The organism is Stella humosa (assembly GCF_006738645.1).
In the GTDB taxonomy this organism is placed as follows: domain Bacteria; phylum Pseudomonadota; class Alphaproteobacteria; order ATCC43930; family Allostellaceae; genus Allostella; species Allostella humosa.
The window spans coordinates 5433822-5458868 of sequence record NZ_AP019700.1; the positions used below are offsets into that span (position 1 = coordinate 5433822).

Consider the following 25047-nt stretch of genomic DNA (forward strand, 5'->3'; position numbering starts at 1 on the left):
CCGCCTTGCTCGTTGTCTGCAAGGCGCCATATCAGTGATGCCGTACCCTGGCTGCGATGTTGGATCCGATCATGACCGAGAAAGACCCTGGGACCGAGAAAGACCCCGCGACGGGCTACATGACCGGCCGGCTGCTGGTGGCGATGCCGACGATTGGCGACCCGCGCTTCGAGAAGTCGGTCATCTACATGTGCGCCCACAGCGAGGAGGGGGCGATGGGCCTCGTCGTCAACAAGCTGCTGGGGTCTCTGACCGTGTCGGAGCTGATGGACCAGCTCTCGCTGCAGGGATCAGCCGCGACCGCACGCATGCCCGTGCATTTCGGCGGGCCGGTCGAAACCGGACGCGGCTTCGTGCTGCATACGCTGGACCACACCTATGACGGCTCGCTGCAGATAGACGAGCGCGTGGCCCTGACCGCCACGCTGGATGTGCTGAAGGCGATCGCGGCTGGGGACGGCCCCCGCCACGCGCTGATGGCGCTGGGCTATGCCGGCTGGGGACCGGGCCAGCTCGACGAGGAGATCCAGGCCAATGGCTGGCTCGAGGTGCCGCCGGACGACGAGTTGGTGTTCGGCACCGCGCTCGACGCCATGTGGGACCGGGCGCTGGCGCGGCTGGGGGTCGACCTGTCGATGCTGTCGACCGAGGCCGGGCACGCCTGAAGGCCGGTTGCTGCCAGGACGCCGTCAGCGCGACAGCCGCCACTCCTCGGCGAGCTGGCCGAACAGGACATGGTCCTGCCAGACGCCGTTGATGCAGAGATACTTGCGGGCGTAGCCCTCTTCGCGAAAGCCGCATTTCGCCAGCAGCCGGCGGCTCGCCATGTTGGAGGGCAGGCAGGCGGCCTCCAGGCGATGCAAGTGCAGCCGGTCGAAGGAGAAGGCGAGGACGGCCCGCAATCCCTCCGTCATGTAGCCATGGCCGGCATAGGGCGCGCCCATCCAGTAGCCGAGGCTGGCGCTCTGGACGACGCCGCGGCGGACGTTGGCCAGCCCGATCCCACCCAGCAGCGTCTCGTCGCCGCGCCCGAAGACGAAGAAATTGTAGCCGGTGTCCTTGCGCCAATCGACGCCATAGGCTGCCAGGCGGCGGCGATAGGCGCCGCGCGACAGGGCATCGTCGGGCCAGGTCGGCTCCCATGGCGCCAGGAAGGCACGCGACCCCGCCCGCACGCGCGCCCAGCCGTCGAAGTCCGACTGGCGCGGCGGGCGCAGGAAGACCCGGTCGCCCGCCAGGATGGTCGTGTGCGCCTCGCCCAGGAACGGGCCGAGCCAGCGTTCCAGCCGACCGGGCGCCGTCCGGACCGGGGCCCCGGGCTCGCTGCCGGCGGTCGCGGTCGCGGCCTTGCCCGGCCCGACCTTGGCGGTCCCAACCTTGGCGGTCATCCGGCGGCGCGCCTGGCTCTGGTCCGACGCCGCGTGGTCAGGCAGCGAGCCGGCGCACGATCCGGTCGAACGGCTCCACCCCGCCGATCGGCCCCATGGCGGTCAAAGTCGGCGGTGCCTGGTGCAGACGCCGGGCGACGCGCGCGACCGCATCGGCGTCGACCGCTTCCAGCTTGGCCAGCGTATCCTCGGTCGGAATATGGCCGCCGTGGACGAGCAACTGATGCGCCAGATGCTCGGCCCGGGCGGACGTGCTTTCGCGCGACATCAACAGGCTGGCACGCAGTTGGGCCTTGGCCCGCGCCAGTTCCCCCGGCTCCAGCTTGCCGCCGATGGCCATCACCTCGTCGCACAGCACCGGCAGCAGTTCCTTCACATCCTTTTCGCCGGTGCCGGCATAGACGCCGAAGATGCCGCCATCGTGGAAGGACGAGCTGAAGGCATAGATCGAGTAGGCCAGCCCGCGCTTCTCGCGGATCTCCTGGAACAGGCGCGAGGACATGCCGCCGCCCAGGATCGTCGCCAGCACCTGGAAGGCGTGGTGATCGGGATCGGTGTAGGACACGCCGGGGAAGCCCACCACGAGGTGGATCTGCTCCAGGTCCCGCTCCTCGCGGAAGTCCCCGCCGACATAGTGGCCGGCCTCGGCCTTGGCGGCGGGCGTGCCGGGAATGCCGGCGAAGGCCGCGGTCGCCAGCTCGACGATGCGGTCATGGTCGACCGCCCCGGCGGCCGACACCACCATGTCGGGCCCGTGATAGTTGGCCGCCATGTAGTCGACGAGTGCCGTGCGCGGCAGAGCCGACACGGTCTCCACCGTGCCGAGCACCGGCCGGCCCATCGCCTGGTCGGGGTAGGCGGTCGCCTGGAAATGATCGAAGACGATGTCGTCGGGCGTGTCCTCGGCCTGGCCGATTTCCTGCAGGATGACCGAGCGCTCGCGGTCGAACTCCGACTGGTCGAAGGTCGAGTGCAGCAGGATGTCGCTCAGGATGTCGAGCGCCAGCGGCACGTCGTCCTTCAACACCTTGGCGTAGTAGGCCGTCTGCTCGCGGGCGGTATAGGCGTTGAGGTGGCCGCCGACCGCCTCGATCTCCTCGGCGATGGCACGCGCGCTGCGCCGCTCGGTGCCCTTGAAGGCCATGTGCTCGAGGAAATGGGCGACGCCGTTGATGGGGGCGGGCTCATGCCGCGCGCCGGCGTCGATATAGACGCCGAGCGACACGGTAGCGACGCCGTCCATGCGGTCGGTGGCGACCCGCAGGCCGCCCGGAAGGGTGGTTACCTTGACGGTCATGCCGGTTGCTCCTGCCGCGTGGTGCGGGCGGCCACGAAATCCTGGACGGTCGCGAGGTCGTTGGGAAGGACGGAGACCCGTTCCGGCCGCGTCAGCAGGTCGGACAGGCGGCCGGGCAGCGCCGGGCGGATGCCGGTCGCCCGTTCGACCGCGTCGGGGAACTTGGCCGGGTGGGCGCAGGCGAGCGCCACTATCGGCACCGCGGGATCGACCCGGCAGGCCTCGGCCGTGGCGACGCCGATGGCGCTGTGGGGATCGAGAATCTCCCCCGTCGACTGCCAGACACGGCGGATCGTCTCCAGCGTGCCGGCATCGTCGAGCCGGAAGCCGGCGAAGTCGGCCTTCGCCCGCGCCCAGCGTTCCGGCGACACCGCCAGCACGCCGTCGCGACGGAAATCCGCCATCGCGCCCGCCAGCGCCTTGCCGTCGCGGTCGAACAGCTCGAACAGCAGGCGCTCGAAGTTGCTCGACACCTGGATGTCCATGCTAGGGCTGAGGCTGGGCTCGACGGTGCCGATCGACAGGCTGCCGGTCTCCAGGAAGCGCGTCAGGATGTCGTTGCGGTTCGTGCCGATGGCGAGGCTGGCGATCGGCAGGCCCATGTGGCGGGCGGCGTGGGCGGCAAAGACATTGCCGAAATTACCCGTCGGCACGGCGAACGACACGGCCCGCGCGGGTGCACCCAGTGCCACGGCGGCCCAGACGTAGTAGGCGATCTGGGCCGCGATGCGCGCCCAGTTGATCGAGTTCACCGCCGACAGACCGTGCCGGTCGCGGAAGGGGATGTCGTTGAACATCGCCTTCACCATGTCCTGGCAGTCGTCGAAAGTGCCCTGGACGGCGATGGCGTGGACGTTCGCGGCCTCGATCGTCGTCATCTGGCGCCGCTGCACCTCCGACACCCGCCCCTCGGGGAAGAGGATGAAGATGTCGATGCCCTCGCGGTCGCGGCAGGCCTCCATGGCGGCCGAACCGGTATCGCCCGAGGTGGCGCCGACGATGGTGACCCGCCGCCCCCGCCTGGCCAGAACATGGTCGAACAGGCGGCCCACCACCTGCAGCGCCAGGTCCTTGAAGGCCAGCGTCGGGCCGTGGAACAGCTCCATCATCCACTGGTTCGGCCCGAGCTGCTTCAGCGGGACGATGGCCGAATGGGCGAAGCTGCGATAGGCGTCGGTCACCAGCGCCGCCAGGTCGTCTTCGGCGATGGCGCCGTCAACGAAAGGGGCCATGACCCGGGTCACGGTCTCGGCATAGTCGGCGCGGGCAAGCGCGCGTAGGTCGTCCGCGGTCAGGGTCGGCCAGGCATCGGGAACGTAGAGACCGCCGTCGCGGGCAAGCCCGGCCAGCAGAACGTCGTCGAAGGCGAGCGCGGGCGCGGCGCCGCGGGTGCTGACGTAGCGCAAAAGGGTAGGCTCCATTGGTCGCGAACCCGATAACCTAATGGTCGCACCCCGCCATCGCAAGCCGGGCCATCCCGGTTGTCGACCGGTCGGCACCGCACCATTTCCCTGCCATCCGAATCCATGGAAGCGCGCGTGCGCCCGAGGACCGCGAATGCCTGACGAACATGGTCGCACCAGCCTGTCCCGAGGCCGGCTGTGGACGCGCCGAAGCCTGCTGGCCGCCGTCGCCGTCACGCCGGCCCTGCCCGCCCTGGCCGCGGCCGTGGCGACGCCGCGGCAGACCGAGGGGCCGTTCTATCCGGTGCGGCTGCCGCTCGACATAGACAACGACCTGGTCCAGGTGACCGGGGCTGCCGCCCGGGCGCAGGGCACCGTCACCCACATCGCCGGCCGGGTGATGACGCTGGACGGGCAACCCCTGGCCGGCGCCCGGGTCGAGATCTGGCAGTGCGATGCCAAAGGGATCTACCTGCACCCCGGCTCCGGCGACCCGGCCCGACGCGATGCCGGCTTCCAGGGGTTCGGGGCGACGGTCAGTGCCGCCGACGGCGGCTACCGGTTCCGCACGATCCGGCCGGCGCCCTACATCGGGCGCACGCCGCATATCCACTTCGCGGTCGCCGCCCCGGGCCGGCCGCGGCTGGTGACGCAGATGTATGTGGCGGGCGAGCCCGGCAACGACCGCGACATGGTGCTGCGCGGGCTGACCCAGGCTGCCCGCGCCGCGGTCATGGTCGAGCTGTCGCCCGCCCCGCAAGTGGAGGCCGGGGCGCTTGCCGGGCGCTTCGACATCGTCCTGGCATAGGCGCCGGAGCGGGCCGTCTATGCCCGGCGGCTGAACCGCATGATCCAGTTGGTCTCCCACGAGCCGCCGTCATCGTCGGAGAAGGCCTGCTCCCAGGTCGCCGAGTGGGCCGTGACCGTGTGCCAGCGAAAGCGCACGCGGATGGCGCGGCCGTCGAGCGTGTCGTCGCCGAAGAAGGTGCCGACCCCATCGGCGAAGCGGCCATGAACCGGCGGCTCCAGGCGCGGCCGGCGGCCGTCGACCCACCAGATCGACCAGTTGGCCGTTTCCGGGGCGAAAAGACGGATGGTGGCCGCCTCGTAGGTTCCGCCCGGCAGCTCCAGGCGATTGTCGTCGACATTGCCCAGTCCACCGATGATCGGCCGCGTGTCGCACGTGCCGGCGAAGGCGTCCCAGCGGTCGCATCCGGCCAGCCGCTCGCGCAGGCGGCTGTGGTCCACTGCCCACTGGCCGAAAAAGAAATCGAAGTCGTGCCGTCCATCCGTCTGCATGGCATCCTCCACCCCGTCTCAGAGGTCGCCATCATGCGGGCCTTATCCTGACAGAACTTGTCAGGAATTCCGCGCTATGCTGCAATCATGCGCGCGAGCCGGCTGCTGTCCATTCTGATCCTGCTGCAACTGCGGGGGCGCCTGACGTCGCAGGCGCTGAGCGAGGCTTTCGAGGTGTCGCCGCGCACGATCTATCGCGACATCGAGCATCTGAGTGCCGCCGGCGTTCCGGTCTATGCCGACCGCGGCCCGGGTGGCGGCTTCGCGCTGCTGGACGGCTATCGCACGCGGCTGACCGGACTTTCGGCCGACGAGGCCGAGACGCTGCTGTTGCAGGGCCTGGCCGGCCCAGCCGCCGCCCTGGGCCTGGGCCAGCCCCTGGCGACGGCTCGGCTCAAGCTGCTGGCGGCCGCCCCGGAGGGGAAAGCGGACGATGCCATGCGCATCGCCGGGCGCTTCCACCTCGATCCCGTGCCCTGGCATCGGCGTGCTGAAACGCCGGGAGAACTGCCGCGCATCGGCCGCGCCGTCTGGGAGGCGCGGCGGATCGCGATCGCCTATGGCGACGATGCCGGAGAGCGCCGCACCATCGACCCGCTCGGCCTCGTTCTCAAGGCGGGGGCCTGGTATCTGGTGGGGCGCAGCCGGGGGCGGCTGCGGACCTACAAGGTCGACCGCATCGCCCGCCTGGAGGTGCTGGAGGACCGGTTCACGCATCCGGCCGGCTTCGACCTCGCGGGCCACTGGCAGGCCGAACTGGCGCGGTTCGAGGCCGGGCTCCAGCGGGGGCAGGCGACCGTGCGGCTGTCGCCGGCGGCAATGGCCCGGGTCTATCTGCTGGGCGCCGAGGCCGCCGACGCGGCCTTGGCCGCCGTTCCGGACGAAACGGGATGGCGCCAGGCAAGCATGCCGATCGAGGACATCGACGAGGCCTGCGCGATGCTGCTGGGATTTGGGGCGGCGGTCGAGGTGATGTCACCGCCTGCCCTGCGCCGCCGTCTGGCGGAAAAGGCGGCCGCCATTGCCGCCCTCTATCGCGAGGCCGGTCAGTCGCCCAGGTAGCGTCGCTCGAGATGGCGACGGAACAGGTCGACATCGAGCGGCCGGCCGGTCGCCCGGCGCAGGATCTCGTCCCACGACAGGGTGGCGCCGTGGGCGTGGACATTGGTCGCCAACCAGCCCTGCAAGGGGGCGAAGTCGCCCGAGGCCAGGCGATCCTGGAGCGCCGGCACCGCCGCGCTGGCCGCGGCGAAAAGCTGGGCCGCCATCAGGGCGCCGAAGGTGTAGGTCGGGAAATAGCCGAAGGCGCCGTCATACCAGTGGATGTCCTGGAGACAGCCCTCGCGGTCGCTGTCGGGCCGGACGCCGACCGACGCCGCCATGCCATCGTTCCAGGCGGCCGGCAGATCGGCCAGGGCGAGCTCGCCCGACAGGATCGCCCGCTCCAGCCGGAAGCGCAGGATGACGTGGAGCGGATAGGCGATTTCGTTCGCGTCGACGCGGATGAGCCCGCGCGCCACCCGGGTGACGAGGCGACGGATATTGTCGGGCGACCACGCCGGCCCCGCTCCGCCGAACGCCGCCTGGGCCAGCGGCGCCATCCAGCCGGTGAATTCCCGGCTGCGACAGGCCTGCATCTCTACGATCAGCGACTGGCTCTCATGCACGGCCATGCCGCGCGCCTCGCCGGCCGGCTGGTGGCGGAGCGCCGCCGGCAGCCCGCGCTCATACAGCGCGTGGCCGGTCTCGTGCAGCACGCCCATCAAGGCCTTTAGGAAGTCCGCTTCGTCGTAGCGGGTGGTGATGCGGACATCGTCCGGGATGCCACCGCAGAAAGGATGGGCCGAAACGTCCAGGCGGCCATGATGGAAGTCGAAGCCGAGTGCCACCATCAATCGGCGCGCCAGGCCGGCCTGGTCGGCGATCGGGAACGGCCCCTCGAGGGGGATTGGTTCCGGTCGCGTGGCCTGCACCTCGATCGCCTGGCCCAACAGATCGGGCAGGAAGGCTTCGAGCCGGTCGAAGACGCCCGTGCAGTCGGCGGCGGTCAGCCCCGGCTCATACCCGTCGAGCAAGGCGTCGTAGGGGGCGAGGTTCAACGCCTGGCCCAGGGCGGCGGCCTCGTCCCGGGTCCGGGCCACGACTTCCGCCAGGAACGGCAGGACGGTCGCGAAGTCGTCGTCGGCGCGGGCCTGGCGCCAAGCCGTCTCGCAGCGCGAGCCGGCGCGCGACAGGGCGGCCACCAGATCGCCCGGTACGGCCGTGGCGCGATGCCAGCGGCGGCGCGCGAGGCCGATGCGGGCCAGGGCCGAAGGGTCGGTCTCCGCCGCTTCGGCATCAGCCAGCAGGTCGGCGGTCTCGGTCGCCGTCAGCATGGCGTGCGACAGTTCGCGCAAGGTGGCCAGTTGCTCGGCGCGCGCCGGGGCGCCGCCGTCGGGCATGACCGCGGCGGCATCCCAATGGAGCATGCCCGTCGCCTCTCCGAGGATCGAGATGCGGCGGATGCGGTCGAAGAGGCGGGCCTGGGCGTTCATCTTGGGGTCCCTTGCGCGATGCGGGCACGCGTGGCGGCAGCCCGCCGGCGCCTCGTCGCCATCAGTCCGGGCGGGTCGGCTTCGGGCGGTGATAGACGACGTAGATGACACCCAAGGCAATCGCCAGCAGGAACCAGGTGGCGGCATATTGCAGGTGATCGTTCGGCAGGCTGACGCGGGTCTGGCCGCCCAGCGGGTAGATGCCGGGATTGGGGGCTGGCCCGGCCTCGACATAGACCGGCGCCACTTCCGGCAGGCCGGCGGCAGCGGCCATGGCCGGCAGATCCATGGTGAACCACAGGTTCTGGCCCGGCTGGTTCTCCGGGATCAGGCCGCTGCGGACCTGGCGCAGGCGGGCGATCCCGTCGATCGTCACCGTCCCCTCGACCTGCCCGGGCAGTCGCCTGGATGGGTCCTTGCGGTCCTTGGGGACCCAGCCGCGATTGACCAGCACCGGCGGGCCAGCCGCTCGGATCAGCGGCGTGACGATCTGGTAGCCGTCATTGCCGCGCCGCGAGACGGCGGCCACGAACAGTTCCTTGTCGTGGCGCAGGGTGCCGGTCACCTGGACATGCCGGAAGGCCAGGCTGTCGGGATCGGCGATCCGCGCCGGCAGGGCCATCGGCGGGGCGGCCATCCCGGCCTCGCGCTCGGCGATCAGCCCGGCCTTCCATTGATGGCGCTGGACCTGCCAGATCGAGAGCGCGATCAGGATGATCAGGGCGGGGATGACGGCCAGCGTGGCACCGCGCTGCGGCTTGAAGCGGTAGGGCCAGCGGTCAGGCATCGCTGCCGTCCATCCGGTGCCGATAATTCAATGCGACCATGACGCCTTTCAGCGGACGCAGCATCGCCAAGGCGACCCCGAGCGTGAATGGGGTCCAGAGGGCGGCGTGGACCCAGAGCGGCGGCTGCCAGCGGATCTCGACCCACAAGGCGAGTGCCACGACCACCGCGCCCAGGATCAGGATGATGAAGACGGCTGGACCGTCGCCGGAATCATGGCGTGACAGGTCGAGCCCGCAATGGGTGCAGCGCTCGCGCACCGTAAGGAAGCCCTCGTACAGGGCGCCCTTGCCGCAGCGCGGGCAGCGCGCGGCAAGGCCCGTGGCGAAGGGTGAGGTGCCCGTGATCAGGCACCCCACCAGTAGATGCAGACGAAGAGGAACAGCCAGACCACGTCGACGAAATGCCAGTACCAGGCGGCCGCCTCGAAACCAAAGTGATGGTGGGGCTTGAAGTGGCCGATCCACACCCGATACCAGCAAACCGCCAGGAAGATCGTGCCGACGATGACATGGAAGCCGTGGAAGCCGGTCGCCATGTAGAAGGTCGACGAATAGATGTTCTGGCTGAAGCCGAACGCGGCGTGGCTGTACTCGTAGGCCTGCAGGCTGGTGAAGAAGAGGCCGAGCAGGACGGTGATGCCCAGCGCCTGCAGCACCTGCTTGCGATTGCCCTCGATCAGCTCGTGGTGGGCCCAGGTGACGGTGCAGCCCGACAGCAGCAGGATCAGCGTGTTCAGCAGCGGCAGGTCGAAGGCGTCGAAGGTCTTGATGTCCTTGGGCGGCCAGACGCCGCCGATCGCCTCGCGCGGGTAGAGGCTGGCATCGAAGAAGGCCCAGAAGAAGGCGACGAAGAACATCACCTCCGACGCGATGAAGAGCGCCATGCCATAGCGCAGGCCGATCTGGACGACCGGCGTGTGATGGCCCTGGTGCTCGCCCTCGCGCACGACATCGCGCCACCACAGCGCCATGACGGTCAGCACGGGCAGCAGCCCGGCGATGATTTTCCAGGCGCCGAGCTTCTGCACCGCGGGCGCGATGCCGGCCCCCAACATCTCCGGATGCATGTAGAGCAGCGCCATCACCGCCAGCCACAGCGCCGCCATCGAGCCGAAGAACGGCCAGGGGCTGGGATCGACCAGGTGGTACGGGTGGTTCTTGGCGTGGGCGTCGTGGGCCATGGCGTCTTCCCGCTCGCGGATGTCTTCGGTTGCCTCGCCGGTCGCCCGGCGGTCAGTTCGCTGCCGTCGCCGCCGGGGCGAGCGCCGTGGTGCGCTGGCCCTTGGTCTCGGCGGAACGGAAGAAGGTGTAGGAGAGGGTGATGTTGCGGATGTCGCGCGTGCCCGGATCCTTGAGGATGGCGGGGTCGACGAAGAAGGCCACGGGCATGTCGACCGATTCGCCCGGATCCAGCTTCTGCTCGGTGAAGCAGAAGCATTCGGTCTTGGCGAAGTAGGGCGCCGCCTTTTCGGGCGTGACGTTGAAGGTGGCGGTGCCGACCATCGTCTGCGACGACTGGTTGGTGGCGCGGAAGGCCATCAGACCGTTCTCGCCGATCTGCAGCGTCATCGTCGGGTGCTCGGGCGCGAAGCGCCAGGGAAGCTGGCTCTGCACGGTGCCCGAGAAGCGGATGGTGACGTGGCCCGCCGCCGTCTCGTGGCTGGGCTCGGCCACGCGCATCGGTGTGCCGGCAAAGCCCGTCACGCGGCAGAACATCTCGTAGAGCGGGACGGCGGCGAAGGACGCCCCCGTCATCGTCACCACGATGGCCGACAGGGCGAGCGCGGTGCGTCCGTGACGGGTCATGGCCGGTGGCTCCCCATGTCAGAGCTTGCCCATGCGCACGATCGTGACGGCGTAGAACAGCACGACCAGCCCGACCAGGACCGCCAGCATGGCGATGTTCTTGGTGCGGCGGCGGCGCTGCTGCTCGGGCGTCATCATCATCCGCTCAGATCGCGGCCAGGCCACGGTCGACCAGGACCATGGCGAACATCAGGAAGAGATAAAGGATCGAGAAGCCGAAGAGCCGCATCGCGTTGCGGTCGGTCGACTGCCGGATCAGCCGAACGGCGCCCAGGACGAACAGCAGGTCGAGTGCCAGCGCCGTCACGCCGTAGACCGGCCCGAGCAGGCCGAGGAACCATGGCGCCAGCGTGACCGGCAGCAGCACCAGCGTGTAGAGCAGGATCTGGCGCTGCGTCTCCTTCGGGCCGGCGACGTTGGGCAGCATCGGCACGCCGGCGCGCTCGTAGTCGCCCGAGCGGTAGAGCGCCAGCGCCCAGAAGTGCGGCGGCGTCCAGAAGAAGATGATGGCGAACAGCAGGACCGGCAGCAGGCCGACATCGCCGGTGACCGCGGCCCAGCCGATCATCGGCGGGAAGGCGCCGGCGGCACCGCCGATGACGATGTTCTGCGGCGTCCGCCGCTTCAGCCACATCGTATAGACGAAGACGTAGAAGGCGATGGTGAGCGCCAGCAGGGCAGCCGCGGCGAAGTTGACCGCCAGCGCCATGATGACGACCGAGCCCAGCGCCAGCGCCACGCCGAAGGTCAGCGCCTCCTCGGGCTGGACCCGGCCGGCCACGATCGGGCGCTGCAGGGTGCGCCGCATGACCGCGTCGATATCGCGGTCGTACCACATGTTGATCGCGCCCGAGGCACCGGCGCCGACCGCGATGCAAAGGATCGCGACGCCAGCCAGCAACGGATGCAGGTATCCCGGCGCGACCAGCATGCCGACGAGACCCGTGAAGACGACGAGCGACATCACGCGCGGCTTCATCAACTGGATGAAGTCGCCGACCCCCGCCACCTGGGTGGCGGGGGTGCCGGCCGCAGCCTGGCCCGGCAGGGCCTGGGTCGACAGGTCGGTCACGTCAGAGGCCGATCGTCCGGATCATCGAGGCGCTCAGTGCCCGGCCGACGCGGTGATGTGCGGCGGGTCCTCGAAAGTGTGGAAGGGCGGCGGCGAGGGCACCGTCCATTCCAGCGAGGTGGCGCCCGGCCCCCAGGGGTTGGCGGCGATGCGCTCGCCCGAGGTCAGCGTCTTCCACACGATGTAGAGGAAGAGGATCGAGCTGAGGCCGGCGATGTAGGAGCCGATCGAGGCCACCATGTTCCAGCCGGCAAACGCATCCGGATAGTCCGGGATACGGCGCGGCATGCCCTGCAGCCCGAGGAAGTGCATCGGGAAGAAGGTCAGGTTCACGCCGATGAAGGTGGTCCAGAAATGGATCTTGCCCAGCGTCTCCGGATACTGGCGGCCACTCATCTTGCCGATCCAGTAGTAGAAGCCGGCGAACACCGCGAACACCGCGCCCAGCGACAGGACGTAATGGAAGTGCGCGATGACGTAGTAGGTGTTGTGCAGGGCCACGTCCATGCCGGCATTGGCCAGCACGACGCCGGTCACGCCGCCGACCGTGAACAGGAAGATGAAGCCGATCGCCCACAGCATCGGCGTCTTGAAGTCGATCGAGCCGCCCCACATCGTGGCGATCCACGAGAAGATCTTCACGCCCGTCGGCACGGCGATGACCATCGTGGCCGCGGTGAAGTAGGCGCGCGTGTCGACGTCGAGGCCGACCGTGTACATGTGGTGCGCCCAGACGACGAAGCCGACGACGCCGATCGAGACCATCGCGTAGGCCATCCCGAGATAGCCGAACACGGGCTTGCGCGAGAAGGTGGCGACGATGTGGCTGATGATGCCGAAGGCCGGCAGGATCAGGATGTAGACCTCGGGGTGGCCGAAGAACCAGAAGAGGTGCAGGAACAGCACCGGGTCGCCGCCGCCGGCCGGATCGAAGAAGTGCGTGCCGAAGTTGCGGTCGGTCAGCAGCATGGTGATGGCGCCGGCCAGCACGGGCAGCGACAGCAGCAGCAGGAAGGCCGTGATCAGCACCGACCACACGAACAGCGGCATCCGGTGCAGGGTCATGCCCGGCGCGCGCATATTGAAGATCGTGGTGATGAAGTTGATGGCACCCAGGATGGACGATGCGCCGGCCAGATGGAGCGACAGGATCGCCATGTCCATGGCGGGCCCCGAGCTGTAGGGCGTGCTCGACAGCGGCGGATAGATCGTCCAGCCGACGCCCGCACCGCCCTGGAAGTGGGCCGAGCCCAGCAGCAGCAGGAACGCCGGCACCAGCAGCCAGAAGCTGATGTTATTCATGCGCGGGAAGGCCATGTCCGGCGCGCCGCACATCAGCGGCACGAACCAGTTGCCGAACCCGCCGATCAGCGCCGGCATGACGAAGAAGAAGATCATGATCAGGCCGTGGGCCGTGATCAGGACGTTGTAGAGCTGGTTGTTGCCGCCCAGGACCTGTTCGCCCGGCGACTGCAGCTCCATGCGGATGATGATGGACATCAGCATGCCGAGCAGACCGGCGACCACGGCGAAGATCAGGTAGAGGGTCCCGATGTCCTTATGGTTGGTCGAGTAGACATAGCGCCGCCAGCCATGGGGATGGTCGTGGGCGTGATCGTCGGTGTGGGCGGTATGGGTCGCCATGGCGCGGTTCCTCGCGAGGAAGGCAGGGCTGCGGGGGCGGGGAGCTAGTCGGCGATCCGGGCAAGCCGGACGGGTTCTGGAGCGGTCTCGCCGCCGGCGAACTTCTTCTTCGCCTCACCCACCCAGCGCTGGAACGCTTCCTTGGACACGCCCTCGACGGCAATCGGCATGAAGCCGTGATTGACGCCGCAGATCTGGTTGCACTGACCGTAATAGACGCCTTCGCGCTCCAGCTTGATCCAGGTCTCGTTGGTGCGGCCGGGGAAGGCGTAGTTCTGCACGCCCAGCGACGGCACGAACCAGCTGTGCATCACGTCGTTGCCAGTGACCAGCACCCGGATGGTGGTGCCAACCGGGAGCACGAGCCGATTGTCGACCTCGAGCAGGCGCTTCTGGCCCGGCTTCAGGTCGGCCACCGGGATCATGTAGCTGTCGAACTTGATCCCGTCCTGGTCGGGGTACTCGTACTGCCAGTACCACTGATGGCCGACGACCTTGATCGTCATCTCGGCATCGGGATTGCGATCGAGGAAGTAGAGCAGGCGGAACGAAGGGATGGCGATGATCACCAGGATCAGCACCGGCACCACGGTCCACACCACCTCGATCAGGGTGTTGTGCGTGGTCTTGGACGGGTTGGGATTGCGGTCCGCGCGGAACCGGATGACCACCCAGGCCAGCAGCCCCAGCACGAAAATCGTGATCAGCGTGATGACCACGAGCAGCATGCCGTGGAAGCTGGACATCGCCGCCTTGACCGGGGTGGCGGCCGTCTGGAATCCGAAAGCCCAAGGCGCAGGCTCGGTGGCCCAGGCACCGCTTGCGGCCATCGCGCCGAACGCTGCCGCAGCAGCGATCCACTTGCCCCTCAACATCATGTCGTGCGCCTCGTTCCGCATGCCCGCGCGGCCCCATTGGCGCGGGGCGGGCCGGCAGCCGGTAAGGCCGTCCGCCCGTCGTCCGCGCGGACCGTACACCCAACCCACCACCGTCTCAACCCTGGCGCCATTGGAGCCCTGGGATCGACCCCCGAATTTCACGTTTTCCTCATTGAATCAATGCGATGCGGCCGAATGTCGCATCGCGGACGACTCCAATCCGGGCGGTGTCCCGCCGCTCTTTCGGGCGTCCGCCGATTGACCCGGCCGCCCCGGGGTCCGATATCTGGCACGAGTGCAAGGCACGCATAGCCCGAACCTGGAGTTCCCATGACCGACCGCGCCCTTGTCGACGACATCTTCTTCACGCGCACGGGGATGGACCGCACCCGGGTCGAGCGCGCGGTGGCCGACGCGCTCCAGGGCATGGACGACGGCGAGTTGTTTCTGGAGCATCGGCAGTCCGAGGGGCTCAGCTTCGACGACGGCCGGCTGAAGAGCGCCAGCTTCGACACCAGCCAGGGCTTCGGCCTGCGCGCGGTGGCGGGCGAGGCGACGGGCTATGCCCATGCAGCCGAACTGTCCGAGGCCGCCATCCGCCGCGCGGGCGAGACGGTGCGCGCGGTCCGCGGTGGCCATTCGGGCATCCTGGCAGGCCCGCCCCCCGGCACGAACCGGGCGCTCTATGGCGACTTCAACCCGCTGTCGCAGATGCCCTTCGCCGAGAAGGTGGCCCTGCTGGCAGAGATCGACGCCTATGCCCGCGGCCGCGACCCGCGCGTGCGGCAGGTCAGCGTGTCCCTGACCGGATCGTGGCAGGCCGTGTCGATCGTACGACCGGACGGCAGCAGCGTGGCCGACGTGCGGCCGCTGGTGCGACTGAACGTCTCGGTCGTTGCCGCTGATGGCGACCGGATGGAGTCCGGCAGCCACGGGGCTGGCGGTCGCCTGCCCTATGCCCGCTACATCGATCCCGCTGCCTGGCGTTCCCAGGTGGACGAGGCGCTGCGTCAGGCACTCGTCAACCTGGACGCGGTGGCCGCCCCGGCCGGCGAGATGACCGTGGTCCTTGGCCCCGGCTGGCCCGGGGTGCTGCTGCACGAGGCCGTCGGCCACGGGCTCGAGGGCGACTTCAACCGCAAGAAGACCTCCGTCTTCTCGGGCATGATGGGCCAGCGCGTCGCCTCGCCCGGGGTCACCGTGGTGGATGACGGCACCATGCCCGATCGCCGCGGCTCGATCACGGTCGACGACGAGGGTACGCCCAGCGGCCGCAACGTATTGATCGAGGACGGTATCCTGGTCGGTTTCATGCAGGACCGCATGAATGCGCGCCTGATGGGCGTGAAGCCCACGGGCAACGGCCGGCGCGAGAGCCACGCCCATGTCGTCATGCCCCGCATGACCAATACGGTGATGCTGTCGGGCAACCACGACCCGGCCGAGATCCTGGCCAGCGTACCGAACGGGCTCTATGCGGTGAATTTCGGCGGCGGCCAGGTGGACATCACGTCCGGCAAGTTCGTCTTCTCCTGCACCGAGGCCTACCGGATCGAGAATGGCCGCATCGGCGCCCCGGTGAAGGGCGCGACGCTGATCGGCAACGGCCCCGAGGCGATGACCCGAATCGGCATGATCGGCAACGACATGCGCCTGGATGACGGTGTCGGCACCTGCGGCAAGGACGGCCAATCAGTGCCGGTTGGCGTGGGGCAGCCGACCTTGCGGATCGACGGATTGACGGTGGGCGGCACGGCCGCGTAATACTCGATATGGTCGAGTCAGGCGCCGACAATGCGACATCTGGCGTCCGCGCCGACCATTAGCAAGGTGAACTCCAATGCCGCTCCCCAAGACCCTGCGCGCCGCGACCCTGGCCGTCGCGAGCGTTTTCCTGCTGTCCGCCCTCCCCGCCGCCGCCGCCCCCGTCCTGCCGTCCGCCAAGCCGGCGGGTGTCGAGCGGGCGATCGACGTCGCCGCAACGACCGACACCAAGAAGAAGCCGGTCGCCAAGAAAAAGAAGCCCGTTGCCAAGAAGAAGGCCCCTGCCAAGAAGCAGCCGGTCTGATTCCCGAAATCCGGATCCGCCCGTGGCGCCAAGCCATGGGCGGATCCGGGTCGGACTGCACGCGATGACCGCTGCCGCGGCGGCCATCCGTACCGCCGGACCTGGCGATGCTGCCGCCATCGCAGCATTGCATGCGCGCAGCTGGCGCGCCGCCTATCGCGGCATTCTTCCAGACACCTATCTCGACGGACCATTGCTGGCCGACCGGACGGTCTACTGGCAGGCGGCGCTGGCTCTATCCGATCCGGGATTGGTCGTGCTCGTGCTGGAGGGGACGCCCGGCATGGCCGGGTTCGCCGCGGCCCGCATTCCCGACCCCGACGGCTACGGCGCCTGCATCGACAACCTGCATCTGGCCCCCGAACTACGCGGGCAAGGCCAGGGACGAACGCTGCTCGGTGCCCTGGCTGGCCGCCTGGCCGGGATGGGCGTCAGCGATGCCTGCCTGTGGCTGTTCGACGGCAACCATACGGCTGGGCGCTTCTATGCCCGGCTCGGCGGAATCACCGGCGACGGCGGGTTCGACGAGTTTGCCGGCGGGCGGTTTCCCCACAGGCGGATCGTCTTTCCGAGCCTGGCGACGTTGGCTGAACGCTGCGCGGCAGAATAGGCATGGTGAGATCTACGGAACCGCGCAGGCAGGAAGACCGTTGCTCCTTGCGGTAATACTTGAAGGGAGAACTCAATGCGTAGTCTTCGGATGCTGGCGCTGCTGGCGCCACTGGCCCTTGCCGCGTGCGGCGGTGGCGAGGATCGGACCGTCGTCGTCAACCCGCAGCCGGCGCCGGCCGCGGCCGTGATCCCGCCCGGCTCCACCATCATCACGCCGCCCGCCGGCAATACGGTCACCCGCGTGTGCCCGCCGGGCGCCATTACCTGCTGAGCCCGACGACCGGTTCGGCTGGCCATCCAGCCGGCCGAACCGGTCGCCAGTCCCCCCGCGTGGCTGGCCTGTCAGTAGGCCTCCTCGACATAGACCGGGTCGACCGAGCCGTTCCAGCGGCCGTGGTAGGATTCCAGCAGGTCGTCCGCCGGCGTGCGCCCGCTCTCGGCGATCGCGTGCAACGCCTGGATATGAACCGACTCGTCCTCCCCGCCGCGACTCTTGCGCCCGCGACGCACCAGCCCATCATTGGCGATGGCCAGCACCCGCTTGGCGACATCCTGCACCGTGCCGCCGCGGAACGGCGTCTGCAGGGCCAGGCGCGGGACGCCCAGCCGTAGGGCGTCATGCTCCTCGGCCGTCCAGTCGCGGCAGAGGTCCCACGCGGCATCGAGCGACGTCTGGTCGTACAGCAACCCCACCCAGAGCGCCGGCAGGGCGCAGAGACGCCGCCACGGGCCGGCATCGGCGCCGCGCATCTCCAGGAACTTCTTCAGCCGCACTTCGGGAAATGCGGTCGTCATGTGGTCGACCCAGTCGCTCATCAGCGGGATCTCGCCCGGAAGGGCTGGCAGGCGGCCGGCGATGAAGTCGCGGAAGGACTGGCCGCTCGCGTCGAGGTAGCGACCGTCGCGGTAGACGAAGTACATCGGCACATCGAGCATCCAGTCGACATACCGCTCGAAGCAGAACCCCTCCTCGAAAACGAACGGCAGGATGCCGCAGCGATCGGGGTCTGTATCGGTCCAGATGTGGCTGCGGAAGCTGCGGAAGCCGTTGGGCTTGCCCTCGGTGAAGGGCGAGTTGGCGAAGAGCGCGGTCGCGATCGGCTGCAAGGCCAGGGACACGCGGAACTTCTTCACCATGTCCGCTTCGGACGAATAGTCCAGGTTCACCTGCACGGTACAGGTACGCAGCATCATGTCGAGGCCGAGCGAGCCGCGCTTGGGCATATACTCGCCCATGATCTTGTAGCGGCCCTTGGGCATCCAGGAGATGTCGGCGCGTGCCCATTTCGGGTTGAAGCCCAGCCCCAGCATGCCGGTGCCGAGCTTCTCGCCGACCGCCTGGCATTCGGCCAGGTGGGCATGCACCTCGTCGCAGGTCTGGTGGATCGTCTCCACCGGGGCGCCCGACAGTTCGAACTGCCCGCCCGGCTCCAGGCTGACGGACGCACCATCCTTTAGCAGGGCGATGACCTTGCCCTTCTCATCCACGCGCTGCCAGCCGAACTCGGTCAATCCCTCGAGGAGCTTGCCGATGCCGCGGGGGCCCTCGTAGGGCAGGGGACGCAGATCGTCGAGCGAGAAGGCGAACTTCTCGTGCTCGGTGCCGATCCTCCAGGCCGATTCGGGTTTCGAACCGCTGGCGATGTACTCCACAAGTTGCCGTTTGTCCGTGATCGGTGCGCCGCTCGCGGCAGGAGGTGCAGCCATCGGTCTTCCCAGGGGCTCGGTTGGTGGTCGGGGGCTCGTAAATTCGGCGGCCGGGCTAACCCGAGGATGGGAAGCGCGGCCGGCCGTGGCGCCAGTCGCCGCGAAGCGCCTGCAGGACGGCGAGCGCGGCAATGGCCGCGGTATCGGCGCGAAGCACGCGGGGCCCGAGACTGGCCGGGCTAACAAACGGCAGTTCGCGCAACCGGTCAAGCTCCGCCCGTGCGAACCCGCCCTCCGGCCCGGTCAGCACCGCCCATGGCCCGTCATGATCGCATTGGCCCAGCACCTCTGCCACCGGCGGGGCCGTGCCCGATTCGTCGCCGAGGAGGATGCGGCGGTCAGTCTGCCAGGCGCCGAGCATCGCCATGAGATCGACCGGCGGGCGGACCTCGGGGATGCTGAGCCGGCCGGTCTGCTCGGCGGCCTCCCGGGCGTTGGCGCGCAGGCGCTCGTCGTTCACGCGCTCGACCGCCGTATGTCGGGTGAAGACCGGCCACAGCACCGACACGCCGAGCTCGGTCGCCTTCTCGGCCAGGAAATCCAGGCGCGCACGCTTGATCGGCGCGAAGGCGAGCCACAGGTCGGGTTCGGCGACCTGGGGACGAAGCTGCCGGACGAGGGCGGCAGAGGCCCAGCCCTTGCCTATTCCGTCCAGGCGCGCGAGCCACTCCCCGTCACGGCCGTTGAACAGCGCCACATGGTCGCCTGGCTCCAGACGCAATACGGAGCGCACCAGATGCGCCTGCCCCTCGTCCAGCCCGACCACGGCCTCGGGCCCGAGATCGGCTGCGACATGAAGTCGGGTCTGGACGCGCGGCTGGTCGGTCATGGGGCGAGGGGAGTTATCCGTACGGGCGGGAGACGGCCGGATACTGCCGTCGCGTGCCGGCCACCACAAGCCTGGGCACTTGTCCCGCGGTCGCCGTCCGATCACATTCGCGCCATGATCGACATGCCCCCCCGATCGGCCGGGCCGGCCGCCCAGGACGCCACCGACATCCGCCGCGGCGGCTGGCTGGAGCGATGGCTGCCGGCCGCCGTCGGGCCGTACGCCCGGCTGGCGCGGCTCGACCGGCCCATCGGCACTTGGCTGCTGCTCTTCCCCGCCTGGTGGGCGATCACCCTGGCGGGGCCGCCCGGGGCCGCGCCGGACTGGCGCCTGCTGTTGCTGTTCGCGGTCGGCGCCCTGGTCATGCGCGGTGCCGGCTGCACGATCAACGACATCGTCGACCGGGACTTCGATGCCCGCGTGGCCCGCACCCGGTCCCGGCCGATCCCGTCGGGGGAGGTGTCGGTCCTGCAGGCCTTCCTGTTCCTGGGCCTGCAGTGCCTGGTCGGGCTGGTCATCCTGGTGCAGTTGCCGTCGTTGTCGATCCAGCTCGGGGTGGGGGTGCTTGGCCTGGTCGCCCTCTACCCCTTCATGAAGCGCATCACCTGGTGGCCGCAGTTCTTCCTCGGCCTGACGTTCAACTGGGGGGCGTTGCTCGGCTGGGCGGCGGTGGCGGGAGAGGTGCCGCTGGCTGCGTTCCTGCTCTATGCCGGCGGCATCGCCTGGACGCTCGGCTACGACACGATCTACGCCCACCAGGACAAGGAAGACGATCTCCGGATCGGCGTGAAGTCCTCCGCCCTGGCGCTCGGCAGCGCGACCCGGCCGTGGCTGCTCGTGTTCTATGCGGTGGCCCTCGGGCTGTTCGCCGCGGCCGGCATTGCGGCCGGCACCGGCTGGCCGTACCTGGCGGGCATCCTCGTCTCCGGGCTGCTGCTGCTGCACCAGGCGACGACGGTGGATCTCGACGATCCCGTGTGGTGCAAGCGGCACTTCCAGGCCAACCGGCTGGTCGGCTGGGCCATCTTCCTGGGGGCGGTGGCCGATCGCCTGCTGGGCTGACGGCTGCCCCATAAATTCCACTTCCCGGTCATGAACCGGACAGGGGGGTGGCGCGACCTAGGGGCATCGACTTCCTGCCTGCCCCGAGAGACGCGCCATGACCCGCTGGATCCTCGCCATTCTCGTTCTGGTCGCCACCGCCGCCCCCGTCGTGGGCGATCGCAGCCCCGCCGACCGGGCGCTGCGCCAGGGCGACCGTGCCGAGGCGGTGCGGATCTGGAGCGCTCAGGCGGCCCAGGGCGACCGGGAGGCCCAGCATCGCCTGGGCTACGCCCTGGAAGAGGGCATCGGCGCCGCGGCCGATCCGGTTCGTGCCGCCCACTACTACCTCGCCGCCGCCCGCCAGGGCCATGTCGGTGCCCAGACCGCCTTGGCAGAGATGCTGCACGCCGGCCGCGGCGTGGACCGGGATGCGGCCGAAGCGTTCATCTGGGCGATGGCCGCCGCCGACCAGGGCAGCGGCTCGGCCGCCTACCTGCTGGGCCGGCTCTATCTCGAAGGTGAGGCGGTGACCGCCAACCCGGTCGAGGGCTTCCGCTGGTTCCTGGTGGCCGAGCGTCGGGGCCACGTGTCGGCCGCCCACAATCGCCGCGCTTCCGGCCGGCTGATCGGCATGGAGCAGCGCCGCGACATCCGCAGCGCGGTCGTGCAGCAGATCGCCTACTGAGCGCTACGCCGCCGGCCGGGCTGCACCGAGCCGGCGGAGCAGCAGAAGGCCGGCCAGGCTGACCACCGCCAGGTGACCGAAGCCCAATCCCCAGCCTGACGTCCCGTTTCCCCCGCCCAGGTCGAGCGCCAGGCCGACCCCCAGCGGTCCGATCAGCCCCCCGGCATAGCCGGCCATGCTATGGAGCCCCAGTGTGGCGCCCCGCAACCCGGGCTCGGCCACCTGCACGGTTCCGCTCGTGAGGGCCGAGCTGTCGAGGTAGACCACGGCCATCCAGACGACCAGCAGGATCGGCGCCAGCCAGGGGATGGCGACGCCGACCCAGCCGACGGCAACCGCCAATCCGCCCCCGGCCAGCATCGCCACCGTGACGAGACCGCGACGGCCCAATCGGATCGCCAGTTCGTTGCCGCAAAGGGAGCTGGCGATGCCGACGATGCCCGCGAGCGTGAATATCATGGTCGGGCTCGCCCACAGACCGTCCGCGTCGACGAGGGCCGTTGCCAGGAAGGTGACGCCCCAGGCGCGCAGGGCGGCCATCTCCCAGGTATGGACGGCATAGCCCACGATCCAGCCGACAGCGCGGCGGTTGCGTAGAACAGGCCCGAAGGCAAGTAGCCGACGGGGCTGCTGCGGCTGGGCTGGTGTGGTCGCCGGAAACCACAAGGCAGCGATGAAGAAGCCGGTCGCGGCCGCGAAGCCACCCGTCCGGAACGACGCCGCCTCGCCCCAGATTGCGGCCGCGGCACCAGCAACGGCGAAGGACAGCGCGCTGGCCGCACCGACGGCAGCCGCATGCCACGAGACCGCCCGCGCCTGACGATCGCCGTCGAGCCCGTCCGCCAGGATCTTCAGCCCTGGCATGTAGGCTCCGGCCCAGCCGATGCCGGCCAGCGCACGGAACAGAAAGGCCGACCAGAACCCGTCCGCCAGAAAGCCGAAGCCAAGATGGGCGGCCGCCGTCAGGCCAGCGCCAAGGAGGTAGATCCGGCGGGCTGGCAGCCGGTCCGTCAGAGCCAGCAGCACCGGCACGCTGGCGACGTAGCCGGCGAAGAATATGCCGACCAGCCATCCCGCCTCGGTCCGGGTCAAATGCCAGTGGTCAATGTAGGTCGGCAGCAGGGCCGGAAGCGTGAAAGCCCCGATCTGCGTCAGCATCTGGGCCGCGATCACCGCCCATAGCAGCCGCGTGCCCGGCTGGACCTTCAGGGTTCGGACCATCATGGGAGGGTCGCCCCGGGCTTCCGAGCGGTCGCGGGATGCTGGAAATGAAAAGGGCGAACCAACGGCTCGCCCTTTTCGCGGTCTCAGGCCAAGCGAGCGGTCAGTGCAAGCGCTGGGGCAGCTCCGCCGCAGCCTGGTCGATCAGCTTGTCGGCCGTGGTGCGATCGAGATTCTCGACGATCAGCTGGCGGGTTGCCGCCATCGCCGCCTCCACCGTGGCCGCGCGGACCTCGGCCAAGGCCTGGGCCTCGCTCTGGGCGATGCGATCGAGCGCCAGTTGCCGCCGGCGGGCGATCTGCTGGGCCAGCTCGGCTTCGCCGTTGGCGCGGATGCGCTCGGCTTCCGCCTTGGCGTGGGCCACGATGGCCTCCGCCTCGGACAGGGCCTCGGCCTGCTTGCGCTGGTACTCGGCCAGCATCCGCTGGGCGTCCTCGCGCAGCCGGCGCGCTTCTTCCAGTTGCAACCGTACCTTGGCGGCATGGCCGTCGAGGACACCGGCAATCGCCTTGCCGGCCGGCTTCCACACCAGCGCCACGAAGATGACGAAGGCGACCAGAACCCAGAAGTCGGGATTGGAGAACATCAGGCGCGCCCCCCGGCGACGGCGTCGACGGCAGCCGCGGCCCGGGCCGGATCAACATCGAACCCGCCGATCCGCTTGATGGCAGCCACCGCCACCTCGGTCGCGACCTGGCGGACGTTGCCCATCGCCGCCGCCTTGGCTTCGGCGATGCGGGCATCGGCCGCCGCGGCCTCGCCCTGCAGGACCTGGTTGGCCTCGCGGTCGCGGGCCTCGGCCAGGGCCGTCATGGCGTCGGTCGCCGCCTTGGCCTGCTCGCGGGCCTTGGAACGGGCATCGACGAGCGCCCGCTCATAGGCCTGCATCACCGCTTCGGCTTCCGTCCTTGCCTCTTCGGCACGGCGCAGGTCGTCGTTGATGTGGTCGGCCCGCGTCTCCAGCACCTCGGACACGCGCGGCAATGCCACCCGCGACATGAGGAAGTAGAGCGCCCCGAAGGTGATGGCGAGCCAGATCAGCTGCGGCGCGAACTTCGTCGCATCGAGCTGGGGCAGGCCGGCGCCCGACTGCCCTTCGGCCGCCATCGCCGCCGTGGCGGCGAGGGCAGGCACCAGGACAAGACCGGCGGCGAGGAACCGACCGAACATCCGCGAAATCCTCGTTCGACCGCTCTTTAGGTGAAGAGGATCAGGAACGCGATGAGCAGGGCGAACAGCGCGACGGCTTCCGTCAGCGCGAAGCCCAGAATGCCGATCGGGAAGACCTGGTCGCGCGCGGCCGGGTTGCGGGCCACGGCAGTGATCAGGTTGGAGAAGATGTTGCCCAGGCCGAGGCCGACACCGAGCAGAGCGATGACGGCGATACCGGCGCCGATAGCCTTGGCGGCTTGGACTTCCATGGTTCTGTTCCTTTTGGCTGGATTGAACGGTTAGGGGACGGGGCCGAGGATGCGGCTTGCCGGCTTGCTCTAGTGAAGGTGGATGGCGTCGTGGAGGTAGAGGCAGGTGAGGATCGTGAAGACGTAGGCCTGCAGCACCGCCACCAGGATCTCGAAGCCGATCAGCGCGACGTTCACCGCGAGCGGGGCAAAGCCGAAGAAGCCCATCGCCACGGTGAAGATCGCGAACACCTTCAGCATCGTGTGGCCCGCCATCATGTTGGCGAACAGACGGATGGACAAGCTGACCGGGCGCGACAGGTAGGACAGGATCTCGATCGGGATGATCAGCGGCGCGGTCGCCAGCGGCGCCCCTTGCGGAAAGAAATAGCTGAAGAAGTGGAGGCCATGCTTGGCTAGCGCCACCAGCGTCACCACCACGAAGACGAACGCCGCCAGGGCGAAGGTCACGATGATGTGGCTGGTGAAGGTGAAGCTGAAGGGGATCATGCCCAGCAGGTTGCCCGCCAGGATGAACATGAAGAGGGAGAAGATCAGGGGGAAGTACTGCCGGCCCTTGCTGCCCACGTTGTCGCGCACCATGCCGGCGACGAAATCGTAGGACATCTCGGCCATCGACTGCCAGCGGCCGGGAATGAGCGCGCGGCGGCGCATGCCGCCCACCAGGAAGATGGTGACGACGGCGACCGCGATGACCATGAACAGCGACGCGTTGGTAAAGGACGCGTCCGTGGTCCCGACCGTGATCGGCAGCAGCGGCTTAACCTGAAATTGCTCCAGCGGACCTGCCAACTTTCGTCCCCCTTCAGTCGCGGCCCGCTGAGCCGCGATCGTCCCCGGATCCCGAACCCGCCTCAGCCGACGGTGCGGCGGGCGATTTGCCCGAAACCATCCCCATTCTCGACACCAGCCGCCAGACGTTCAACGCCCCAGCCGCGGCACCAAGGAAGAAAAACAATACCAGAAACAGCGGCATCGTCTCGAACGTGCGATCGAGAAACCAGCCGATGCCTACCCCGACGATCAGCGCCGACACGAGGTCCACGCCGATGCGGAACGCCCAACCCAGCGAAGAGCGCGAGACCCCGGCGCCCGAACCACCATCCCCGCCCTGATCTTGTTGGCTACGCGCCTGCGCGAGGCGGTCGCCCAACTCCTTCAGCGACGGGGAACGACGGGGCTCGGTCATCGACGGCGTCTACCCCCCGCTCGGGCAAGGGACATCCCCGCCGAAGCGCGCGGACACTAGGGACGGGGGTTTTTTCTGTCAAGGGCCAAAACTAGGCCAGCAAGAGCTTGAAAGGACAAGGATATCCGTGGATTGGCAGGGCCGATTGCTGCGCCGCGGCAG

Annotated in this window: 30 protein-coding genes; 9 read left to right on the plus strand and 21 right to left on the minus strand. The window is 69.1% G+C overall.

The genetic code is table 11. The features are described 5' to 3' along the window. Nucleotides 1-71: 71 nt before the first annotated feature. Nucleotides 72-665, plus strand: coding sequence for a YqgE/AlgH family protein (locus STVA_RS25520; protein WP_123691356.1), 594 nt, complete (start codon nucleotides 72-74; stop codon nucleotides 663-665). Between the two features lie 24 nt (nucleotides 666-689). Here the strand turns inward: STVA_RS25520 and STVA_RS25525 are convergent, their stop codons facing one another. Genes STVA_RS25525 through thrC form a run of 3 tightly spaced genes read right to left on the minus strand, consistent with a single transcriptional unit; the run spans nucleotide 690 to nucleotide 4091 of the window. Next, on the minus strand, nucleotides 690-1388 hold the full coding sequence (locus STVA_RS25525; protein WP_123690755.1) for a GNAT family N-acetyltransferase: 699 nt from the start codon (nucleotides 1386-1388) through the stop codon (nucleotides 690-692). 37 nt (nucleotides 1389-1425) lie between these two features. After that, the gene (locus STVA_RS25530) at nucleotides 1426-2685 is read right to left on the minus strand and encodes a M16 family metallopeptidase (protein WP_123690753.1); all 1260 of its coding nucleotides are present in this window, start codon (nucleotides 2683-2685) and stop codon (nucleotides 1426-1428) included. After that, complete coding sequence (thrC, locus tag STVA_RS25535) at nucleotides 2682-4091, minus strand: threonine synthase (RefSeq protein ID WP_123690751.1); 1410 nt, start codon at nucleotides 4089-4091, stop codon at nucleotides 2682-2684. Before thrC ends, STVA_RS25530 begins: the two co-directional genes overlap by 4 nt. Nucleotides 4092-4242: 151 nt before the next feature. Here thrC and STVA_RS25540 point away from each other — a divergent pair, with 151 nt between their 5' ends. Continuing rightward, nucleotides 4243-4896 carry a dioxygenase family protein gene (locus STVA_RS25540; protein WP_123690749.1) on the plus strand — a complete coding sequence of 218 codons (654 nt, stop codon included), beginning with the start codon at nucleotides 4243-4245 and terminating at the stop codon, nucleotides 4894-4896. Nucleotides 4897-4913: 17 nt separating this feature from the next. On the opposite strand, the gene STVA_RS25545 is transcribed toward STVA_RS25540, so the two are convergent. Continuing rightward, the gene (locus tag STVA_RS25545) at nucleotides 4914-5387 is read right to left on the minus strand and encodes a DUF1579 domain-containing protein (protein WP_123691354.1); all 474 of its coding nucleotides are present in this window, start codon (nucleotides 5385-5387) and stop codon (nucleotides 4914-4916) included. A gap of 87 nt (nucleotides 5388-5474) precedes the next feature. On the opposite strand from STVA_RS25545, the gene STVA_RS25550 reads away from it, so the two are divergent. Further along, the gene (locus STVA_RS25550) at nucleotides 5475-6449 is read left to right on the plus strand and encodes a helix-turn-helix transcriptional regulator (protein ID WP_123690747.1); all 975 of its coding nucleotides are present in this window, start codon (nucleotides 5475-5477) and stop codon (nucleotides 6447-6449) included. Here the strand turns inward: STVA_RS25550 and STVA_RS25555 are convergent. The 9 genes from STVA_RS25555 to coxB form a co-directional block, all read right to left on the minus strand. Next, a complete protein-coding gene (locus STVA_RS25555; RefSeq protein WP_123690745.1) occupies nucleotides 6434-7921 on the minus strand; it encodes a carboxypeptidase M32 in 1488 nt (495 codons plus the stop codon). The two genes, STVA_RS25550 and STVA_RS25555, sit on opposite strands and share 16 nt — an antisense overlap. Nucleotides 7922-7982: 61 nt before the next feature. Then, nucleotides 7983-8708 carry an SURF1 family protein gene (locus STVA_RS25560; RefSeq protein ID WP_123690744.1) on the minus strand — a complete coding sequence of 242 codons (726 nt, stop codon included), beginning with the start codon at nucleotides 8706-8708 and terminating at the stop codon, nucleotides 7983-7985. After that, on the minus strand, nucleotides 8701-9066 hold the full coding sequence (locus STVA_RS25565; protein ID WP_179955423.1) for a DUF983 domain-containing protein: 366 nt from the start codon (nucleotides 9064-9066) through the stop codon (nucleotides 8701-8703). The genes STVA_RS25560 and STVA_RS25565 overlap by 8 nt, the downstream gene beginning before the upstream one ends. Beyond that, nucleotides 9054-9890 carry a cytochrome c oxidase subunit 3 gene (locus STVA_RS25570; RefSeq protein WP_123690742.1) on the minus strand — a complete coding sequence of 279 codons (837 nt, stop codon included), beginning with the start codon at nucleotides 9888-9890 and terminating at the stop codon, nucleotides 9054-9056. Before STVA_RS25570 ends, STVA_RS25565 begins: the two co-directional genes overlap by 13 nt. 52 nt (nucleotides 9891-9942) lie before the next feature. Beyond that, complete coding sequence (locus STVA_RS25575; RefSeq protein WP_123690740.1) at nucleotides 9943-10515, minus strand: cytochrome c oxidase assembly protein; 573 nt, start codon at nucleotides 10513-10515, stop codon at nucleotides 9943-9945. 18 nt (nucleotides 10516-10533) lie between these two features. Then, entirely contained in the window at nucleotides 10534-10656 is a 123-nt protein-coding gene (locus STVA_RS28440) for a hypothetical protein (RefSeq protein WP_276330462.1), read from the minus strand. A gap of 4 nt (nucleotides 10657-10660) precedes the next feature. Beyond that, nucleotides 10661-11578, minus strand: coding sequence for a heme o synthase (locus STVA_RS25580; RefSeq protein WP_420822841.1), 918 nt, complete (start codon nucleotides 11576-11578; stop codon nucleotides 10661-10663). Between the two features lie 42 nt (nucleotides 11579-11620). Then, nucleotides 11621-13231 carry a cytochrome c oxidase subunit I gene (gene ctaD, locus STVA_RS25585; RefSeq protein WP_123690736.1) on the minus strand — a complete coding sequence of 537 codons (1611 nt, stop codon included), beginning with the start codon at nucleotides 13229-13231 and terminating at the stop codon, nucleotides 11621-11623. 44 nt (nucleotides 13232-13275) lie between these two features. Continuing rightward, nucleotides 13276-14220 (minus strand): cytochrome c oxidase subunit II, encoded by a 945-nt coding sequence (gene coxB, locus STVA_RS25590; RefSeq protein ID WP_245978343.1) that lies wholly within the window; start codon nucleotides 14218-14220, stop codon nucleotides 13276-13278. A gap of 219 nt (nucleotides 14221-14439) precedes the next feature. Between coxB and tldD the strand changes: the two genes are divergently transcribed. From tldD to STVA_RS25610, 4 genes are all read left to right on the plus strand, one after another. Beyond that, complete coding sequence (gene tldD, locus STVA_RS25595; protein WP_123690734.1) at nucleotides 14440-15873, plus strand: metalloprotease TldD; 1434 nt, start codon at nucleotides 14440-14442, stop codon at nucleotides 15871-15873. 76 nt (nucleotides 15874-15949) lie between these two features. Then, nucleotides 15950-16177, plus strand: a complete 228-nt coding sequence (locus tag STVA_RS25600) for a hypothetical protein (protein ID WP_123690732.1) — start codon at nucleotides 15950-15952, stop codon at nucleotides 16175-16177. Nucleotides 16178-16241: 64 nt separating this feature from the next. Next, nucleotides 16242-16787, plus strand: a complete 546-nt coding sequence (locus tag STVA_RS25605; RefSeq protein ID WP_123690730.1) for a GNAT family N-acetyltransferase — start codon at nucleotides 16242-16244, stop codon at nucleotides 16785-16787. A gap of 75 nt (nucleotides 16788-16862) precedes the next feature. Further along, nucleotides 16863-17060: a hypothetical protein gene (locus STVA_RS25610; RefSeq protein WP_142235888.1), complete on the plus strand. Its 198-nt coding sequence runs from the start codon at nucleotides 16863-16865 to the stop codon at nucleotides 17058-17060. Between the two features lie 71 nt (nucleotides 17061-17131). Here STVA_RS25610 and STVA_RS25615 read toward each other — a convergent pair whose 3' ends face one another. Then, the gene (locus tag STVA_RS25615; protein WP_123690726.1) at nucleotides 17132-18496 is read right to left on the minus strand and encodes a glutamate--cysteine ligase; all 1365 of its coding nucleotides are present in this window, start codon (nucleotides 18494-18496) and stop codon (nucleotides 17132-17134) included. Between the two features lie 55 nt (nucleotides 18497-18551). Beyond that, nucleotides 18552-19325, minus strand: coding sequence for a 16S rRNA (uracil(1498)-N(3))-methyltransferase (locus STVA_RS25620; protein WP_123690724.1), 774 nt, complete (start codon nucleotides 19323-19325; stop codon nucleotides 18552-18554). Between the two features lie 114 nt (nucleotides 19326-19439). On the opposite strand from STVA_RS25620, the gene ubiA reads away from it, so the two are divergent. After that, nucleotides 19440-20387: a 4-hydroxybenzoate octaprenyltransferase gene (gene ubiA, locus STVA_RS25625; RefSeq protein WP_338069546.1), complete on the plus strand. Its 948-nt coding sequence runs from the start codon at nucleotides 19440-19442 to the stop codon at nucleotides 20385-20387. A gap of 97 nt (nucleotides 20388-20484) precedes the next feature. Next, on the plus strand, nucleotides 20485-21054 hold the full coding sequence (locus STVA_RS25630) for a tetratricopeptide repeat protein (RefSeq protein ID WP_123690722.1): 570 nt from the start codon (nucleotides 20485-20487) through the stop codon (nucleotides 21052-21054). A 3-nt stretch (nucleotides 21055-21057) separates the two neighbouring features. On the opposite strand, the gene STVA_RS25635 is transcribed toward STVA_RS25630, so the two are convergent. From STVA_RS25635 to STVA_RS25660, 6 genes are all read right to left on the minus strand, one after another. Beyond that, a complete protein-coding gene (locus STVA_RS25635; RefSeq protein ID WP_123690720.1) occupies nucleotides 21058-22278 on the minus strand; it encodes an MFS transporter in 1221 nt (406 codons plus the stop codon). A 100-nt stretch (nucleotides 22279-22378) separates the two neighbouring features. Continuing rightward, on the minus strand, nucleotides 22379-22861 hold the full coding sequence (locus STVA_RS25640) for a F0F1 ATP synthase subunit B family protein (protein WP_123690718.1): 483 nt from the start codon (nucleotides 22859-22861) through the stop codon (nucleotides 22379-22381). After that, nucleotides 22861-23445 (minus strand): F0F1 ATP synthase subunit B family protein, encoded by a 585-nt coding sequence (locus STVA_RS25645; RefSeq protein ID WP_123690716.1) that lies wholly within the window; start codon nucleotides 23443-23445, stop codon nucleotides 22861-22863. The genes STVA_RS25640 and STVA_RS25645 overlap by 1 nt, the downstream gene beginning before the upstream one ends. Nucleotides 23446-23471: 26 nt before the next feature. After that, the gene (locus STVA_RS25650; protein ID WP_123690714.1) at nucleotides 23472-23696 is read right to left on the minus strand and encodes an ATP synthase subunit C family protein; all 225 of its coding nucleotides are present in this window, start codon (nucleotides 23694-23696) and stop codon (nucleotides 23472-23474) included. A 69-nt stretch (nucleotides 23697-23765) separates the two neighbouring features. Beyond that, a complete protein-coding gene (locus STVA_RS25655) occupies nucleotides 23766-24488 on the minus strand; it encodes a F0F1 ATP synthase subunit A (protein WP_123690712.1) in 723 nt (240 codons plus the stop codon). Nucleotides 24489-24501: 13 nt separating this feature from the next. Continuing rightward, nucleotides 24502-24885 (minus strand): AtpZ/AtpI family protein, encoded by a 384-nt coding sequence (locus tag STVA_RS25660; RefSeq protein ID WP_123690710.1) that lies wholly within the window; start codon nucleotides 24883-24885, stop codon nucleotides 24502-24504. Nucleotides 24886-25047: the final 162 nt, after the last annotated feature.